The sequence below is a fragment of the Rhodococcus sp. NPDC019050 genome, from assembly GCF_055664235.1.
On record NZ_JBVOON010000022.1, the window covers coordinates 54,596 to 71,277 of the forward strand.

General features: G+C 66.3%; 16 protein-coding genes. 4 read left to right on the top strand and 12 right to left on the bottom strand.

The features are described 5' to 3' along the window. Positions 1-101: 101 nt before the first annotated feature. From AC0B44_RS19280 to AC0B44_RS19325, 10 genes are all read right to left on the bottom strand, one after another. Positions 102-1,103 carry an alpha/beta hydrolase gene (locus AC0B44_RS19280; protein WP_471904402.1) on the bottom strand — a complete coding sequence of 334 codons (1,002 nt, stop codon included), beginning with the start codon at positions 1,101-1,103 and terminating at the stop codon, positions 102-104. Between the two features lie 229 nt (positions 1,104-1,332). Next, complete coding sequence (locus AC0B44_RS19285; RefSeq protein ID WP_471904403.1) at positions 1,333-2,199, bottom strand: alpha/beta hydrolase; 867 nt, start codon at positions 2,197-2,199, stop codon at positions 1,333-1,335. A gap of 779 nt (positions 2,200-2,978) precedes the next feature. Beyond that, the gene (gene groL, locus AC0B44_RS19290; protein ID WP_471904404.1) at positions 2,979-4,604 is read right to left on the bottom strand and encodes a chaperonin GroEL; all 1,626 of its coding nucleotides are present in this window, start codon (positions 4,602-4,604) and stop codon (positions 2,979-2,981) included. Between the two features lie 220 nt (positions 4,605-4,824). Next, complete coding sequence (locus AC0B44_RS19295) at positions 4,825-5,352, bottom strand: DUF6764 family protein (protein ID WP_471904405.1); 528 nt, start codon at positions 5,350-5,352, stop codon at positions 4,825-4,827. A gap of 120 nt (positions 5,353-5,472) precedes the next feature. Next, positions 5,473-6,249, bottom strand: coding sequence for an HAD-IIA family hydrolase (locus AC0B44_RS19300; RefSeq protein WP_471904406.1), 777 nt, complete (start codon positions 6,247-6,249; stop codon positions 5,473-5,475). Between the two features lie 85 nt (positions 6,250-6,334). Next, the gene (gene htpG, locus AC0B44_RS19305; RefSeq protein WP_471904407.1) at positions 6,335-8,260 is read right to left on the bottom strand and encodes a molecular chaperone HtpG; all 1,926 of its coding nucleotides are present in this window, start codon (positions 8,258-8,260) and stop codon (positions 6,335-6,337) included. A 50-nt stretch (positions 8,261-8,310) separates the two neighbouring features. After that, entirely contained in the window at positions 8,311-9,564 is a 1,254-nt protein-coding gene (gene fmdA, locus AC0B44_RS19310; RefSeq protein WP_471904408.1) for a formamidase, read from the bottom strand. A gap of 49 nt (positions 9,565-9,613) precedes the next feature. Next, positions 9,614-9,904 (bottom strand): FmdB family zinc ribbon protein, encoded by a 291-nt coding sequence (locus tag AC0B44_RS19315; RefSeq protein ID WP_471904409.1) that lies wholly within the window; start codon positions 9,902-9,904, stop codon positions 9,614-9,616. A gap of 133 nt (positions 9,905-10,037) precedes the next feature. Continuing rightward, positions 10,038-10,928 carry an ABC transporter permease gene (locus AC0B44_RS19320; RefSeq protein ID WP_471904410.1) on the bottom strand — a complete coding sequence of 297 codons (891 nt, stop codon included), beginning with the start codon at positions 10,926-10,928 and terminating at the stop codon, positions 10,038-10,040. Position 10,929: 1 nt separating this feature from the next. After that, positions 10,930-11,922 (bottom strand): ABC transporter ATP-binding protein, encoded by a 993-nt coding sequence (locus AC0B44_RS19325; RefSeq protein ID WP_471904411.1) that lies wholly within the window; start codon positions 11,920-11,922, stop codon positions 10,930-10,932. A gap of 110 nt (positions 11,923-12,032) precedes the next feature. Between AC0B44_RS19325 and AC0B44_RS19330 the strand changes: the two genes are divergently transcribed. The 3 genes from AC0B44_RS19330 (at position 12,033) to AC0B44_RS19340 (ending at position 15,164) form a co-directional block, all read left to right on the top strand. Further along, positions 12,033-13,181 (top strand): sensor histidine kinase, encoded by a 1,149-nt coding sequence (locus AC0B44_RS19330; RefSeq protein ID WP_471904412.1) that lies wholly within the window; start codon positions 12,033-12,035, stop codon positions 13,179-13,181. Next, on the top strand, positions 13,178-13,834 hold the full coding sequence (locus AC0B44_RS19335) for a response regulator (RefSeq protein WP_471904413.1): 657 nt from the start codon (positions 13,178-13,180) through the stop codon (positions 13,832-13,834). The genes AC0B44_RS19330 and AC0B44_RS19335 overlap by 4 nt, the downstream gene beginning before the upstream one ends. 79 nt (positions 13,835-13,913) lie before the next feature. Then, positions 13,914-15,164, top strand: a complete 1,251-nt coding sequence (locus tag AC0B44_RS19340) for an NAD(P)/FAD-dependent oxidoreductase (protein ID WP_471904414.1) — start codon at positions 13,914-13,916, stop codon at positions 15,162-15,164. Here AC0B44_RS19340 and AC0B44_RS19345 read toward each other — a convergent pair. Next, on the bottom strand, positions 15,115-15,684 hold the full coding sequence (locus AC0B44_RS19345) for a PadR family transcriptional regulator (protein WP_471904415.1): 570 nt from the start codon (positions 15,682-15,684) through the stop codon (positions 15,115-15,117). The genes AC0B44_RS19340 and AC0B44_RS19345 overlap by 50 nt on opposite strands. Before the next feature lie 137 nt (positions 15,685-15,821). On the opposite strand from AC0B44_RS19345, the gene AC0B44_RS19350 reads away from it, so the two are divergent. After that, on the top strand, positions 15,822-16,316 hold the full coding sequence (locus AC0B44_RS19350) for a DUF1707 SHOCT-like domain-containing protein (protein ID WP_471904416.1): 495 nt from the start codon (positions 15,822-15,824) through the stop codon (positions 16,314-16,316). Here the strand turns inward: AC0B44_RS19350 and AC0B44_RS19355 are convergent. Then, a complete protein-coding gene (locus AC0B44_RS19355; protein WP_471904417.1) occupies positions 16,261-16,560 on the bottom strand; it encodes a pyridoxamine 5'-phosphate oxidase family protein in 300 nt (99 codons plus the stop codon). The two genes, AC0B44_RS19350 and AC0B44_RS19355, sit on opposite strands and share 56 nt — an antisense overlap. Positions 16,561-16,682: the final 122 nt, after the last annotated feature.

Consider the following 16,682-nt stretch of genomic DNA (forward strand, 5'->3'; position numbering starts at 1 on the left):
CGAGAGTGAAAGCTGTTCGCTAATCCACTGTGCCTAAACATAATTCGCAGGAACTATCGCGATGCGCCCATGACAAATGAGCGCACCCGACCGTGCAAATATCAGCGCGTCTCCATAGCCCTCGCAAGCATGGGCCACGAGTTGTGCAAGTCGTCTTCCCAATAACCCCAGGAATGCGTTCCGGTCGGGCGAAACTCGAAAACAGCGGGTATATCCAGTTCTTCTAGCCTGGTGGCCAGACGCCGTGTGCAGTCGTCGACCGCAGCCTCGATCACGCCGCCCATCACCACCTGATTCAGCAGCAGAGCCGGGTCGTTCCCGACCGAACGGGCGCCGAGGTGCTCATGCTTGCCCGGGAGTCCGGTTGCCGAGGAGATATAGAGGTCGATACCGCGCAACTTCTCGGCGTTGACGTACGGGTCGTTCTCGACCCATCCCGGACCGTCGAGCGGGCCCCACATGTTCTCCACATCAGCTCCTCCGCGGCTTTCGACCACGGTCCGGATATAGAGTTGCCCGAGTTCGGTACTCGTTTCGGCACATCCGCTGTAGGCACCCACCGCCCGATACAACGTCGGCTTCGCGATGGCGAGGCCCAACACCGATGTCCCCGACATGGACAGCCCCGCGATGGCATTCACGCCCGTCGTACCGAAGGCGTCATCGATGATGGGAGGAAGCTCACGCGTGAGGAAGGTGGTCCACTTGTTGCGGCCGAGCACCGGGTCGTCCCGTCGCCAGTCCGTGTAGTAGGTGAACGAACCGTCCAGTGGAGTCACGACGTTGACGTCCTTGTCGGCGAAGAATTCGTCGATGTCCGTCTGCTCGTCCCAGGTGGCTACCCCCTGCCCTCCGCCGGCCCCGTTCAACAGGTACAGCGTGGGGCTGGCGTGACTCGTGTCGGCCGGTGTGCGCACACGAAGCGGCACGACCCGGTCCATCGCCGCGGAGTACACGTGGGCCACCACCGCGCGTTCGTTCTCGACAACGATGTGGGTCAGATACGAAACATTCTGCGCAGAAGCAATATTCGGCAGCGCAACGAGAACCGTCGCCGCTACCCCCACCACCGCAAGTATCCGCTGGAACAACGCCGAGATCACTCGACCCTCCCTGATGCTTCGTCGACGCACGCGGCGACGCCCGATGACCGCCTCCGAATAGTCCGGAGACGCATCAATAGATACACCACGAGAAGAAGGAATGGTGCGAAACCGACATTCTGGTGGGAGTCGGTCAAGTTTCCGAGGCGTGCCCGTATACGACGAACCGGTCATCACCGTCAAAGGTGATGACCGGTTCGGAAGTGAGCGCATCAGGTCGGTGCTCGGCTCAGCGCACCTCGAGTGCCTCCGCAAGCATGGGCCACGAGTTGTGCAGATCGTCTTCCCAGTAACCCCAGGAATGTGTTCCCGCCGGCCGGAACTCGAACACAGCGGGAATCTCCAACTCCTCCAGGCGCTCAGCCAAACGGCGGGTGCAATTGTCGACCGCAGCCTCGATCACGCCGCCGACAACTACCTGATTCGCCAGCACGCCCGCATCGTCGCCGACCCCGTCAGCGCCGAGATGATCATGCTTACCCGGCAGCCCGGTAGCCGACGAGATGTACAGATCGATGCCGCGCAGCTTCTCGGCGTTGACAAAAGGATCGTTCTCGACCCAACCCGGACCGTCGAACGGGCCCCACATGTTCTCCGCGTTCGCTTCTCCGCGAGTTTCGACCACGGTCCGAACGTAGAGCTGTCCGAGTTCGGAGCTCGTTTCGGCGCAACCACTGTAGGCACCCACGGCCTTGTACAGCGTCGGCTCCGCGATCGCGAGACTCAGAACCGACGTCCCCGACATCGACAACCCGGCGATCGCGTTCACACCGGTCGTGCCGAATTCGGCATCGATGATCGGCGGCAGTTCACGGGTGAGGAACGTCGTCCACTTGTTGCGGCCCAGAGTCGGGTCGTCCGAGATCCAATCGGTGTAGTAGCTGAACGAGCCGTCCAACGGGGTGACGACGTTGACGTTCTTCTCGGCGAAGAACTCGTCCATGTTCGTGCGCGCATCCCAGGTCGCCACACCCTCGCCACCACTGGCACCGTTGAGTAGATAGAGCGTCGGGCTCGGCTCGCTCGTGTCCGCCGGCCTGTACACGCGCAGCGGCACGAGACGATCCATCGCCGCGGAGTACACATGGGCCACCACGACGCGATCGCTCTTGACCTCGATGGATGACAGGTGCGAAACGGGTTCGGCAGAGGAAACAGTCGGCGATCCAAGGATTACCAACACCCCTATGCCAACAGTGGCGATCACTCGCCGGAACAGAGCCGAGATCACTCGACCAACCTCCTGTATGCCTTGGTCAGCGCAAGCGGCGACGCTGCGTTACTGCCCCGAATGGTCCGGGGCCCTGTCAATAGATACACCATAAACCCCGCAATGGAAACGAACCGGGCACCGGGACTCGGGTATCGAATTCCGGCGGAACTGTACGGCAGGTGCCGGGCCCGCGGGACGGCGGACCTCCGCGTGCGCTGCGAAACCGGAAGACGCCCGACGGCGCGCGGAGTATAGCTCCGTAGCGTCAGCCGTCATCGGCCACAAGGCGCGCAAGCCGCACTCCTGGTCCGCGAATGCGTTCCTGCCGAATACATTTCGCAATGCACCGGGATGTCCGCCCATGTCTCGGCGACGGGCGATCCCCACAGGTTGTGCGGATCGGCACCCTTGTGCCCTGACTACCGCTGGACCCACGGATCCCACGCTCCGTACGAATGCCTCCGCGGCTCGCATCCAAATTCGTTGTACCAGAAATAAACGCTGATTCGGGAGGGTGCCCGCGACATTCACCAGTGATTTCATCTGTTCGAGGGAACGGCTCCGTGCCCGGCGTAAGAACTCAGGACGCACGGCGAGGCCCGACCCCACCGGAGTGGGATCGGGCCTCGCGGAGGACTACCTGGCGTATGCCGGGGGCTGGATCAGAAGTCCATGCCGCCCATGCCGCCGGTCGGATCGCCGGCCGGAGCGGAGGACTTCTCCGGCTTGTCGGCGACGACGGCCTCGGTGGTCAGGAACAGAGCCGCGATGGACGCTGCGTTCTGCAGTGCCGAGCGGGTGACCTTGACCGGGTCGTTGATGCCGGCAGCGAGCAGGTCGCCGTACTCGTTGGTCGCGGCGTTGAGGCCGTGACCCGCGGGCAGGTTGCGAACCTTCTCGGCAACCACGCCGGGCTCGAGGCCGGCGTTGAAGGCGATCTGCTTCAGCGGAGCTTCGAGAGCGACGCGGACGATGTTCGCGCCGGTTGCCTCGTCACCCTCGAGCTTCAGGTCGTCCAGAGCCGGAGCGGCCTGCAGAAGTGCAACGCCACCGCCGGCGACGATGCCCTCTTCGACGGCTGCCTTGGCGTTACGCACGGCATCTTCGATGCGGTGCTTGCGCTCCTTGAGCTCGACCTCGGTCGCAGCGCCGGCCTTGATGACGGCGACGCCACCGGCCAGCTTGGCCAGGCGCTCCTGCAGCTTCTCGCGGTCGTAGTCCGAATCCGACGCCTCGATCTCGGCGCGGATCTGGTTGACGCGACCGGCGATGGAGTCGGGATCGCCCGCACCCTCGACGATGGTGGTCTCGTCCTTGGTGACGACGACCTTGCGTGCCTGGCCGAGCAGCTCGACGCCGGCGGTCTCGAGGGAGAGGCCGACCTCTTCGCTGATGACCTCGCCGCCCGTGAGGATGGCGATGTCGGCGAGCTGAGCCTTACGGCGGTCGCCGAAGCCCGGAGCCTTGACGGCGACGGACTTGAAGGTGCCACGGATCTTGTTCAGCACGAGGGTCGACAGGGCTTCGCCCTCGACGTCCTCGGCGATGATCAGCAGCGGCTTGCCCGACTGGATGACCTTCTCGAGCAGCGGCAGCAGGTCCTTGACCGTGGAGATCTTGGAGCTGACGAGCAGGATGTAGGGATCCTCGAGCACCGCTTCCTGACGCTCTGCGTCAGTGGCGAAGTAGAGGGAGATGTAGCCCTTGTCGAAGCGCATGCCCTCGGTCAGCTCGAGCTGGAGGCCGAAGGTGTTGGACTCCTCGACGGTGATGACGCCTTCTTTGCCCACCTTGTCGATGGCCTCGGCGATGAGCTCACCGATCGCGGGGTCACCGGCGGAGATGCCGGCGGTAGCAGCGATCTGCTCCTTGGTCTCGACTTCCTTGGCGGTGTCGAGCAGACGGGCCGTGACGGCCTCGACAGCCTTCTCGATGCCGCGCTTGAGGCCGAGGGGGTTCGCTCCGGCTGCGACGTTGCGCAGACCTTCGCGCACCAGCGCCTGAGCGAGAACGGTGGCGGTGGTGGTGCCGTCACCCGCAACGTCGTCGGTCTTCTTGGCGACTTCCTTGACCAGCTCGGCGCCGATCTTCTCGTACGGGTCCTCGAGCTCGATCTCCTTGGCGATGGACACACCATCGTTGGTGATCGTGGGAGCGCCCCACTTCTTCTCGAGAACGACGTTGCGACCCTTGGGGCCCAACGTCACCTTGACTGCGTCGGCGAGGCTGTTGAGGCCCCGTTCGAGGCCGCGACGAGCCTCTTCGTCGAACGCGATGATCTTGGCCATTGCGAAGTGATCCTCCGGGTATGGGGGTGACACGCTTGCCGGCCGGGTTCAGTGCCCGCGACGGACGACCAGGAAGTGTCTTATTCCCGGTCTCACCGTCCCGACCTGGCACTCACGTGTTGCGAGTGCTAAGTGCATTCTTAGCACTCGGGGGTGGTGAGTGCAAGATTACAGGCACTCACCACCCCCGTCACAGTGCAGCGGAAAAACGCGGAAATCTCTATCGGGGCGTGGACCCGACGCCAACCGCGCACCACTGCCCGGTAGCGGTGTTGACGGCGAACGACTGCGCCCCGACGCAGGTCACCCCGGTCGCGTCGGCGGTCGCGCCCGATCCCCAGCCCGAGACCGATACCGTCACGGCCGGTCCCTGGGCCCACGAATGGCTCAGCCCGCCGCCGAGCGCATATGCGTAGGAACGGCCACCGTCGGCCGCCCCGCTCAGCGCGGTGCCGAAGCCGGTCGCCTGGGACTCGGCGGTGCCGCCCTGCTGCGCGACCGATACCGCGGTGCCGCTGTCGGCCGCCGACGCACGGGCCGACGCGCCGGGAGCGGCCGTCGCACCGCAACTCGCCGTCTCGGAGACGAGGATCTGGTTCTGGGAAGGCGGGGACACGCATGTCACCGGAGCGGCCGCCGCTACCCCGGCGCCCATGAAGGAGGCCGACGCGACGCCGAGAGCGACGAGCACGCCGGCGCGCGCGACACGACGACCGGAGAGAACGGATCGGAAGGAACGAATGGACAAAGAGCACTCCTCTGCGCTGGATTGCCTCGACAGGAGACGGTGAGGGGGTATCCCCCGGCGGAAGGGTACCGATCACACCGGTCGGGCGCGAGGGTCCGTGTCACACGAGGCAGGCGGGTGTCAGAGCGTGTCGAGGAGGGCGGGAAGATCTGCCACCGAATCGATCACGTGGTCGGGCAGGTCGACCGACAGTTCGAGCACCGATTCACGAAACTTGCCGGTACGCACCAGAACTCCGGTCATTCCGAGCCGCTGGCCGGGTATGACTTCGCCTGCGAGATCGTCACCGACCACGACGACCGAGTCGGGCTCGGCGCCCATCAACTCCGCCGCGACGAGGAACCCTCTCATCGAGGGCTTACCCACCGTCACCGCGGTCCGGCCGGTCAGTTCCTCGAGCCCGGTGAGGTAGGAGCCGGTGTCGAGGCGCAACCCGTCGTCCGTCTGCCAGGACATGGCCCGGTGCATCGCGACGACCGGTACCCCGTCGAGCATCAGTTCCGCCACGCGGCTCAGCGACCGGTGGTCGTATCGCGGGCCCGCGCCTCCGAGGACGACGACCTCCGGGTCGACATCGTCCTGCACGATCTCGTCGAGGTCGTCACCGATGTCTCCGTCGTTCAGTACCCAGCAGCGCCGTCCGGGGTAGGTCTGCCGCACGTATTCCGCGGTGAGCCCTGCCGCTGTGACTATTTCGTCCGGGTCGACCGGCATTCCCAGGTCGGTGAGGCTGCGCGCGATCGCGGCGCGTGTGCGCGATGTCGTATTGGTGAGAAAGGCGCGTGTGACGCCGTCCTCTCGCAACCGGGCGAGCACGTCGGCAGCCCCGGGAACCGGCTTCCACGAGGTGACGAGCACGCCCTCGATATCGAACAGAACTCCACCCACGGCACTCATGACCAGACCCTATCGGGGAAGTTCGGACAGGGGCCAGCGGCCCGGGGCCGGAACGGATCGCGCAACCCGTTCCGGCCCCGGTCGCTCACACGGTGCGGGCGAGGCGGTCGGCGAGGAGCCGGGTGAAGCGCGCCGGGTCCTCCACTTCACCGCCTTCCGCGATGAGCGCCATTCCGTAGAGCAGTTCCGCGGTCTCGGCGAGCGCCGGGTCGTCGGTGCGCTCCGCGTGCGCGGTACGCAGTCCCGAGACGAGCGGATGCGCAGCGTTCAGTTCGAGGATGCGCTTTGTCCGCGGCACCGGCTGACCGGACGCCCGGTACATCCGCTCGAGAGCCGGCGACATGCTGAACGTGTCTCCCACGATGCAGGCGGGCGAGGTCGTGAGGCGCGACGAGAGCCGCACTTCCTTGACGTGCTCGTCGAGGGATTCCTTCATCCACGTGAGCAGGTCGCCGAACTCCTTCTCCTGCTCCTCGCGTTCGGCTTCCGCCGCCTTCTTCTCGTCGTCGGTGCCGAGATCCACCTCGCCCTTGGCGACGGAACGGAAGACCTTGCCGTCGTACTCGGGGACCGACGTCACCCACATCTCGTCGACCGGGTCGGTCAGCAACAGCACCTCGATGCCCTTCGCCGCGAACGCCTCCATGTGCGGAGAGCTCTCGAGCAGCTGCCGGGATTCGCCGGTGATGTAGTAGATCTCTTCCTGACCGTCCTTCATCCGCTCGACGTAACCGGCCAGCGTGGTCTGCTGGTCGTCGCTCGCGGTCGAATCGAAGGACGCGATCTCGAGCAGCGTCTCCCGATTGTCGGTGTCGGAGATCAGGCCTTCCTTCAGGACGCGGCCGAATTCCTGCCAGAAGGTCCGGTACTTGTCGGCGTCGTGAGCGGCCATGTCCTTGACGGTCGACAGGACCTTCTTGGTGAGCCGCCGGCGGATGGCACGGATCTGCCGGTCCTGCTGGAGGATCTCGCGCGAGACGTTGAGCGAGAGGTCCTGGGCGTCGACCACACCCTTGACGAACCGCAGGTACTCGGGGACGAGGTCCTCGCAGTCGTCCATGATGAAGACGCGCTTGACGTAGAGCTGGATGCCGGTGGCCCGTTCGCGGGAGAACAGATCGAACGGCGCGTGCGTCGGGATGAACAGCAACGCCTGGTACTCGAAGGTGCCCTCGGCGCGCAGGGGAATGACCTCGAGGGGTTCGTCCCACGCATGCGCGACGTGCTTGTAGAACTCGGTGTACTCCTCGTCGGAGACCTCGTCCTTCGAACGCGCCCACAGTGCTTTCCGGGAGTTCAGCGTCTTGGTCTCGACGCTGACCTCGTCCTCACCGTCCTCGCCCTTCGTGGTGCGCGTGACCTCCATGCGGATCGGCCAGGCGATGAAGTCCGAGTACTTCTTGACGATCTCCTCGAGCTTCCACTGCGAGGTGTAGTCGAAGAGGTGGTCGTCGGCGTCCTCCGGCTTGAGATGAAGGATGACGGAGGTGCCCTGCGGCGCCTCGTCGACGGTCTCGATGGTGTACGTCGATTCTCCGCTCGATTCCCAGCGGGTCCCGGCGTCCTCCCCCGCCTTGCGGGTGACCAGGGTGACCTTGTCGGCCACCATGAAGGAGGCATAGAAACCGATACCGAACTGGCCGATCAGCTCCTGGGACGCCGCGGCGTCCTTGGCTTCACGCAACTTCTGCCGCAGTTCGCCGGTGCCCGAACGCGCGAGCGTCCCGATCAGATCGACAACCTCGTCGCGCGTCATGCCGATGCCGTTGTCCCGGACCGTGAGGGTGCGGGCGTCCTTGTCGACCTCGAGTTCGATGTGCAGGTCGGACGTGTCCACCTGCAGATCCTTGTCCCGGAAGGACTCGAGACGAAGCTTGTCCAGCGCATCGGACGCATTGGAGATCAACTCTCGGAGGAAGGTGTCCTTGTTCGAGTAGATCGAGTGGATCATCAGATCGAGCAGTTGGCGCGTCTCGGCCTGGAACTCACGCTGTTCGACGTGTGTGCTCATTCTTGTCCCCTTCGGCAGCAGAACTTTCGAACGGGGATCTTAGGACGTGATCACGCCGGTGAGCGGGGCGCCCCCGCACCGGGATCGATCCGGAACGGGCCGTCGACGCTCGGGGAGACCGGGAAGTCGAAGATCGAGGTCGGGATGTAGACGGTCGCGCACGAGTTCGGGATGTCGACGACTCCCGACAGCCTGCCTTCGATGGGCGCGGCACCGAGCAGAAGATAGGCCTGTTCCGGGGTGTAACCGAACTTGGTGAGGTAGTCGATGGCGTGCAGACACGCGCGCTGGTACGCCAGTTGCGAATCCAGGTACCGCTGTTCACCGTCGAGCGTCACCGACGTTCCGGAGAACGCCAGCCACTCCGAGAACTGCGGGTCGGTGTTGCCCGGCATGAAGATCGCGTTCTCGCTCACGCCGTAGGTCGTCATCCCGCCGGGAATGATGTCGACGCGAAGATCGATGAACCCGCCCATCTCGATGGCGCCGCAGAACGTGATCTCGCCGTCGCCCTGGGAGAAGTGCAGGTCGCCGACCGAGAGATTCGCGCCGTCGACGAACACGGGATAGAAGATGCGGCTGCCCTTGGTGAGGTTCTTGATGTCCTGATTGCCGCCGTTCTCGCGCGGCGGTGCGGTACGAGCGCCCTCCCCGGCGACCCGATCGAACTCCGCACCGCTCAGGCTCCCGAGAATCGCGCCGTTCGGTTCCGGTGGGAGTGCCAGCGGCGGAACACGATCCGGATCCGTCGCGATCAGCGCAGCTTCACGGGTGTTCCACGTCGAGAGCAGGTCGTGCGACGGGGCCGTGCCCATCAGACCCGGGTGCACGATGCCGGTGAAAGACACATGCGGAATGTGCCGGCTCGTCGCGGTCTGACCGGAGAAATCCCAGACCGCCTTGTACGCGTCGGGGAACTGGTCTGTGAGGAACCCACCGCCGTTCGGCTTGGCGAAGATGCCGGTGTAGCCCCAGCCCTGGCCGGCCAGCGGCCCGGAATCTTCCTGCGGGATCGGACCCAGGTCGAGAATGTCGACGATCAGTAGATCCCCGGGTTTCGCACCCTCCACCGCGAACGGCCCGGACAGCGCGTGCACGGTGTGCAGCGGAGCGTTACGGATGTCGTCGGCGGAGTCGTCGTTGTGGATCTCCCCGTCGAACCACTCGCGGCAGTGCACGCGGAACGAGTCTCCCGGCTTCACCGTCGCGACCGGAGGAATATCGGGGTGCCAACGGTTGTGGCCGATCTTCTCTTGCTCGGTGAACTTGCGAGTGGAGTCGAGCGGGAAGATGACGTCGGGCAAGGAAACCTCCAGGGTGCGCGGCCGGGCTTTCGTCGAGCGCGGTCGTTCTTCAGGGACGGGGCAGTGTGCGGTGGCGCGGATCGGTGGTGACCGGACGCGGCGGAGTTCGCGGACGCCCCGGTATCGCGCCCGACACCACCGCGGGCTCGGACGCGGTTCGCGCCGTCGAGTCGAGCAATCGCATCGCCGCCGTGCGCCCGTGCCCGAGGCGAGGTGCGGTGACGGCGCGTCGCGCGTCGCCCGCACACGCAGGGCACGCTGCGACCGACCGAACCTCGCTCATCGGGACGAACACGTCGAACGGCCCACATTCGGTGCACTTGTATTCGTAGAGCGGCATCGACATGACCCTTCGGACGGCAGGAAAACACGCTGCGGCAACCTCACACACAGCAACCGTTCCCGACCGTAGCCGACGAATGTTCGTGCCGTCGAACGTCGACGAAAGTCGTTACGAGGCAGAAACATTACCGTCAATTTACGTCACGGCGTCGCACCAGAACCAGCGTCGTCACCACGGACGCGACGACGTAAGCGGCGACCGTGACCGCGGCGCGTGGTCCGGAGATCACCTCCACCACGCCGGGTGTGGGGCTCCCACCTCCGGCGACCGCGCCGACGAGTGATCCGGCCGCGGTCCCCGGCAGGAATGCCGTCACGTTCTCCACAGCCGGCAGTGCGCCACCGACACCCCGCAACAGGTTCTCCACCACGAGGGTCCACACGAGTCCCAGACCGACGGACAAGGCGGCGCTGCGGGCATAGGTGCCGAGTGCGAAGCCGATCGTGCCCCACATCAAGAACACCAGGTAAGCCGTGCCCGCGGATTTCAGGACCGTGTCGACCGCGGGCCAGGTGACGGGTTGCGACTCGACCGTGGCAATCGCCACGGACACGAGTGCACAGAGCGCGACGGTCGCGACGACCATCGCGGCTGCGATGGCCGTGAGGGCGAGCAGTGCCCCGGTCGTGGGGCGGAGGCGACCCTGAGCGAACACGCTTTTCCAGGTTCCCCAGCCGTAGCCGTTCCCGGCAACGAGCGCGCCGAGGACGAGCACCAGCGCGCCACCGAACAACGGCGTGCCCTGCACGACCACATCCGGGAAGGACCCCGGCAGAACATCGTTGAGCAACGCGTCGCTCGACTCCCCCTCGGTCGAGAAGCCCGCGTTGCCGGTCGTGTAGGAGATGTAGGGGAAGACGTAACCGAACACGATGGCGAGCAGGAACCACGTGCCGACAGTCGCCCACACGGCCGGCCACGAGCGCAGCCGGAACAGTTCGGCGCGAAGGCTGTGCGGAACGGTGTTGTGCAGGCTGGGTGGGAGTTCGCCGGGGTGCGGACGGAGCGTCGAGGCAGACATGTCAGATCCCTTTCGGATGTGCGGAGTCGCCGGTCATTTCGAAGAACACCTCTTCGAGAGTGCGTTCGGCAGGTCCGACCGAGGACACCGCGACGTCGGCGGCGACGAGCGTGCGGACGACGTCCGGAGCACGGTCGGGTGGAAGATCCAGCAGCACGGCATCACCGTCGATCCGGAAGCCGTTCTCCCCGGCCAGATCCGAGGCGAGCGCGACCACCCGATCCAGCGGGGTACCGCAGACCTTCAGGACTGCGTCACCGAGCAGCAACGACACCGCCGATTCCCGCACCAGGTGCCCGTTCGCGATGACACCGACGCGGTCGCAGATCTCCTGGACCTCACCAAGCAGGTGACTCGAGAGGATCACGGTGTGCCCGGATTGTGCGAGTTCGAGGATGAGCGCGCGCATGTCGGCCATGCCGCTCGGGTCGAGCCCGTTGGTGGGTTCGTCGAGCACGAGTAAGTCGGGATCGCCGAGCAGCGCAGCAGCCACTCCGAGGCGCTGTTTCATCCCCAGCGAATACGACTTGTACTTGTCGCCACCGCGGTCCGCCAGGTCGACGCGGCTCAGCGCGTCCTCGGCCGAGCGGTCGCTGCATCCCCGGTGACGCGCGAGGGTGCGCAGGTTCGCCCGGCCGGACAGATAAGGAAAGAAGCCGGGGCCCTCGATGAGAGCTCCCGTCCGTGAGGACGGCTCGCGGGTACCGGCGGCGTGGCCCAACACCCGAGCAGAGCCGGAGCTCGGCCGGATCAAGCCGAGGATCATGCGGAGTGTCGTGGTCTTCCCGGCGCCGTTGGGGCCGAGGAATCCGTAGATCTCGCCGCGGCGGACCGTCATGTCCACGGCATCGACCGCGGTACGGTCGCCGTAGCGTTTGGTGAGCGCGACCGTCTCGACGACCGTTTCGGCAGCCGCCGGGTCGGCGCGACCGGGTGGGTCGGTGGTGCGGATATCGGAGGGTGTGTCTGCGCGGGTTCGGATGCGTTCGGTCATGATCCGATCCTCGGCCGGGCATACAGCGGTGTCGTCCGACGACGGGCCGCCCGGAGATACGCAGATTTGCGTAGCGCACGGATTCTTCGACGCGGCTAGCGTCGAGGAGTGTGAGTACCGATCACAGCCGTGAGGTCCGTGGTGACACCGGGCCCGTGGTACTCCGCGCCGGATTCGCAGTCGCCGTCGTCTTCTTGGTGGCCGTGGCATCGCTCGGTGCGAACAGCGCTCGGCAGCCGGCGGCAACGGCTGGCGCCGGCGCACTCGCGGCCGCGTGCGCGGCGGTCGCGCTCAGCGCCGTGCGGTGGCCACGGGCCGCGGTGAGTGCGGTGCCGGTCCTGATGGGTGTGTACTTCGTGACGGGCGGAAGCGACGGACCGATCTTCCTCATGCCCGCCCTCGCCGCGTTCGGTGCGGCGACGGTCCGTCCGGTCCGGGACCTCGCGGCTCCCGGCATTCTCGCCGCCGCGATCCTCGCTGTCGGGCAGGCGGCCCGCGTCGCGGTCACCGGCTATCCCGGCTGGATCGCGGCATGGCAGACGATCGGCACCACAGCCGTCGCGATTGCCGCCGCTGCCGTGGGCTTCTGGCGATCGGCGCGACGGGACGCGAACGCCGAGCGGATCCGGCGGTCGGCCACCGAGGAACAACTCCGGATTGCCCGTGACCTGCACGACGGGGTGGGGCACGGACTCGCAGTGATCGCGATGCAGGCAGGAGTGGCGCTGCATGTGCTCGAGCGTGATCCCGGGGCGGTACGGTCCGCGCTCGTCGCGATCCGAGACACGAGCCGCGATGCCCTCGGCGAACTACGGGCGGAACTCACGACCCTTGCGGGAGACACGGCTGAACGCCGCCCGCAACGCGGCACGGCCGACCTGCCGGTTCTCGCCGACCGGATCCGGGCCGCCGGTCTCGACGTCGAGGTACGGGTGGATGCCCATCCGGTGTCGTCCGACGTCGACCGGGTCGTGTACTCCGTCGTCGCGGAAGCGATGATCAACGTCCTGCGGCACGCACGCGCCCACGCGGTGACCGTGGACGTCCGGGACGAGGGGCAGGCGCTGACCGTGCAGGTCGCCGACGACGGACAGGGCTGCGACGTGCCCGCCCCGAGCGGAGGGCTCGGCTTGCGCGCCATGGCGGATCGCGTGGCCGAACTCGGGGGAACGTTCGTCGCCGCTCCCGGACGGGACGGTGGATTCGTCGTGCGAGCAGTGCTCCCGTCCGGGACGCCGGGCGAAGGGAGCGGACGATGACGGTGCGGGTGGTCCTCGTCGACGATCAGGCGCTCGTGCGGGTAGGGCTGCGAACGTTGTTCGCCGTCGAATCGGACATCGAGGTGGTGGGAGAAGCCGCCGGCGGCATCGAGGCGCTGTCCGTCGTCGCGCACACGCACCCGGACGTGGTCCTCTGCGACATCCGGATGCCCGCACCGGACGGACTGGAAGTGTTGCGCCGGATCACCGCCGACCCGACGTTGCGCGACGTGCGGGTGCTGGTGCTCACGACCTTCGAACTCGACGAATACGTCTTCGAGGCACTGCATGCCGGCGCCAGCGGGTTCCTGCTCAAAGATGCCGAGCCGACCGCGCTGCTCGACGCCGTACGCGTTGTCGCGGGGGGTGGATCGTTGCTCGCACCGTCCGTCACCCGGCGGGTGATCGAACACTTCGCCCACCGGCAGGACGCGCCGCACGGACCCCGCCCGCGGCTCGAAGTACTCACCACGCGGGAGCGCGAGATCGTCGCGTGGGTCGGGACCGGTCGCTCCAACAAGGAGATCGCCGGCGAACTCGTGGTCAGCCCCGAGACGGTGCGTACCCACGTCTCGCGGGCGATGACGAAGCTCGGGGCGCGCGACCGCGCCCAGCTCGTGGTGTTCGCGATCCGCGCGGGGTTGCAGCCCTGACGTGCCCTTCACGCCGGGCGCCCGCGCCCGCACCGGTCCATGATGGAGGACACGGTAGCTCGGACGACGGGAGTGCGTCATGGCAATTCGCCGAGTGACAGTCGTGGGCGCCGGTGCGGTGGGGTTGTCGACCGCGTGGTTCCTCCAGGAGCACGACATCCAGGTCACCGTTCTGGACCGGGTCGGGGTGGCAGCCGACGCGTCGTGGGGAAATGCGGGCTGGCTCGCCCCGGCCCTGACGCTGCCGTTGCCGTCGCCCGACGTCCTCCGGTACGGGCTGCGATCCGTGTTCACTCCGTCGTCGCCGGTCTACGTTCCACCGACCACCGACACGCGACTGATCCGCTTCCTCCTGGGTTTCGCGCGCCACTGCACCGCACGGCAATGGCGGTCGACGATGGGCGTGTTCGCGCAACTCAACCGGCGTGCGCTGGACGCGTACGACGACCTCGCGCGCGGAGGCCGGGAGAATCGGGTGGCCGAGATGACGCGGACCGCCGATCCGTTCCTGGCGGCTTTCACGTCCGACGGGGACCGGGACCATCTGGTCGCGGAACTCGAGCAGGCGCGTACGGCCGGCAGCGATATCGACTACGACGTCCTGGACGGCGCGACGACACGTTCCCTCGAGCCACTGCTGGGGGAAGCCGTTCGGTCCGGTGTCCGGATCCGGGGCCAGCGGTACATCGATCCGCCGCGCTTCGCCGATGCCCTCGCCACATCGGTGCGGGAGCGAGGTGGGGAGATCGTCACCGGTTTCGATGCGGTGGACGTGCGCGACAGCGGCGGTGATGTGGTGGTGTCGGCCGCCGGCGGGGACGAAAGGCACGCCGACGCAGTGGTACTCGCGACCGGCGCGCGATTGAACGCGCTTGCCCGCCCGTTCGGGGTGCGTACGCCGGTCCAGGCCGGTCGCGGGTACAGCTTCAGCGTCCTGCCCGCGACGCTGCCGAAGAACCCCGTGTACTTTCCGGCGCATCGGGTGGCCTGCACTCCGCTGCACGATCGCTTCCGTATCGCGGGAATGATGGAGTTCCGCGATCCCAATACGCCACTCGATCCACGACGTGTCCGCGCGATCGTCGACGCGACCCGCCCGCTGCTGCGGGGTATCGACTGGAATGCGCGACGTGAGGAATGGGTGGGGTCCCGGCCTTGCTCCGTGGACGGCCTTCCGCTGGTGGGCGGCACCCGGTCGAGGCGGGTCTTCGTTGCGGGCGGTCACGGTATGTGGGGAATCGCGCTCGGACCGATGACGGGCCGGATGCTGTCGAATGCGATTACGGGACAGCGGGATCCTCTGATGACGTACCTCGATCCGCTTCGGTGACCGCCGCGTCGAGTCGTTCGTCCATACCGTCGAGCCAGCTGAGGACGGCGCGCTCGTACACCACTCCGAATTCGACGGTGGCCGCCGGATAGTCGGGCAACGAGTGACCCGCGAGGAGTTCTTCGTATTCGGCGAGTTGCCGTTCGTGCTCGGCGCGATAGTGGGCGAGGATCTCGGCGAGCCGGTGCGGCGGCAGATGGTCGGCGAACGCGACGGTGAGCAGGAGAGGGTGCCGGATGTTCTCCGGTCCGGGTTCGCGCTCGAGCCAGGTGGCGAATGCCTGTCGTCCGGCGTCGGTCACGCTGTAGGGCTTGCGTTCTCGCGGTCCCTTCTCACCGGCTTCGACCAGTCCGTCGCGTTCCATCGCCGCGAGTTCCCGATACACCTGACTGGTGGTCAACGACCAGAACTTTCCGATGCGCATCTGCGCCGTGGTCACCAGGTCCCAGCCCGTCTTCGGGCCCTCGTGCAGAAACCCGAGTAGCGACGCTGCCGTGGCGTTGAGCGGGCGACCGGCCATCGATTGATTCCTCTCCGCAGGGGGTTGACATTCCACTGTGGCATATTCACCATGGAACTACGACATTCCACAATGGAATCTTCTCCGGAAGTCTCCCTCGAAGAGCACCTCCCCCGGACCCCCTTTTGGAGGACCCCATGTCCACCGACAACCTGCGGCTATCCGATTCCGAACGTTCACAGCATGTCGAAGAACTCGCACGGCACGCCGGAGCCGGTCGTCTCACCATCGATGAATTCGAGGAGCGAGCAGGCCGCATCTACGAAGCCAGAACCGCCGCCGAAGCCCAGAAAGAATTCACCGACCTGCCGGTGAACACTTTGCCGGCACCCCGAAACCCACTGCTGCACAACCGCCCCCGCCTCACACCCAACCAACGGATCGAATGGTCGGTATGGCTGGGAGTGGGTGCGATCAACATCCTGATCTGGGGAATCATCTCCCTCGCGACCACATCCATGATCTACCCGTGGCCGCTCTGGGTGATCGGACCGTGGGGCCTCGTACTCCTCGGACGCACATTGCTCGGAATCGACAGTTCACCGCACGCGACAGCCCTTCGTCATGTGCGCGCGCTCAGCGCCTCTTCCCGAACTTACGGAAGTCCCAGCTTGCAATCGACTCGGGAGTGACCCGGAGCCAGGCGTGCCGCCCGTCCGCCACGAATTGGTCCCTGCCCGTGTACTTTCGGGCGAACGCCAATTCGACGCCGTCGAGAGCGCCGTCCGGATCGGTCCCGCGCGGCACGTCGCCGACCACCCTCACCGCGCCCCGGATCTCCACCCCACGGAGATCTCCGAACTCCTCGCCTCCGTCCACCACGACGGCGATACGAGGATCACGCTCGAGGTCGGTCCACCGTTGACTGCGGACCACCGAATTGAGCCATACGAAAGTCCCGTCCTGGCATGTCCCCTGCGAGTAGGTCCGGGTTGTTCTAGAGTCCTGATTGCCCTGGTGAGGGCGAAGAAGGGACGATAGGGATCATGGCGGGACGC

Coding starts and splice junctions, on each gene's coding strand:
- groL (WP_471904404.1), bottom strand. CDS start 4,604: ATGGCCAAGATCATCGCGTTCGACGAAGAGGCTCGTCGCGGCCTCGAA.
- AC0B44_RS19300 (WP_471904406.1), bottom strand. CDS start 6,249: ATGAGTGCCGTGGGTGGAGTTCTGTTCGATATCGAGGGCGTGCTCGTC.
- htpG (WP_471904407.1), bottom strand. CDS start 8,260: ATGAGCACACACGTCGAACAGCGTGAGTTCCAGGCCGAGACGCGCCAA.
- AC0B44_RS19315 (WP_471904409.1), bottom strand. CDS start 9,904: ATGCCGCTCTACGAATACAAGTGCACCGAATGTGGGCCGTTCGACGTG.
- AC0B44_RS19320 (WP_471904410.1), bottom strand. CDS start 10,928: ATGTCTGCCTCGACGCTCCGTCCGCACCCCGGCGAACTCCCACCCAGC.
- AC0B44_RS19325 (WP_471904411.1), bottom strand. CDS start 11,922: ATGACCGAACGCATCCGAACCCGCGCAGACACACCCTCCGATATCCGC.
- AC0B44_RS19335 (WP_471904413.1), top strand. CDS start 13,178: ATGACGGTGCGGGTGGTCCTCGTCGACGATCAGGCGCTCGTGCGGGTA.
- AC0B44_RS19340 (WP_471904414.1), top strand. CDS start 13,914: ATGGCAATTCGCCGAGTGACAGTCGTGGGCGCCGGTGCGGTGGGGTTG.
- AC0B44_RS19345 (WP_471904415.1), bottom strand. CDS start 15,684: ATGGCCGGTCGCCCGCTCAACGCCACGGCAGCGTCGCTACTCGGGTTT.
- AC0B44_RS19350 (WP_471904416.1), top strand. CDS start 15,822: ATGTCCACCGACAACCTGCGGCTATCCGATTCCGAACGTTCACAGCAT.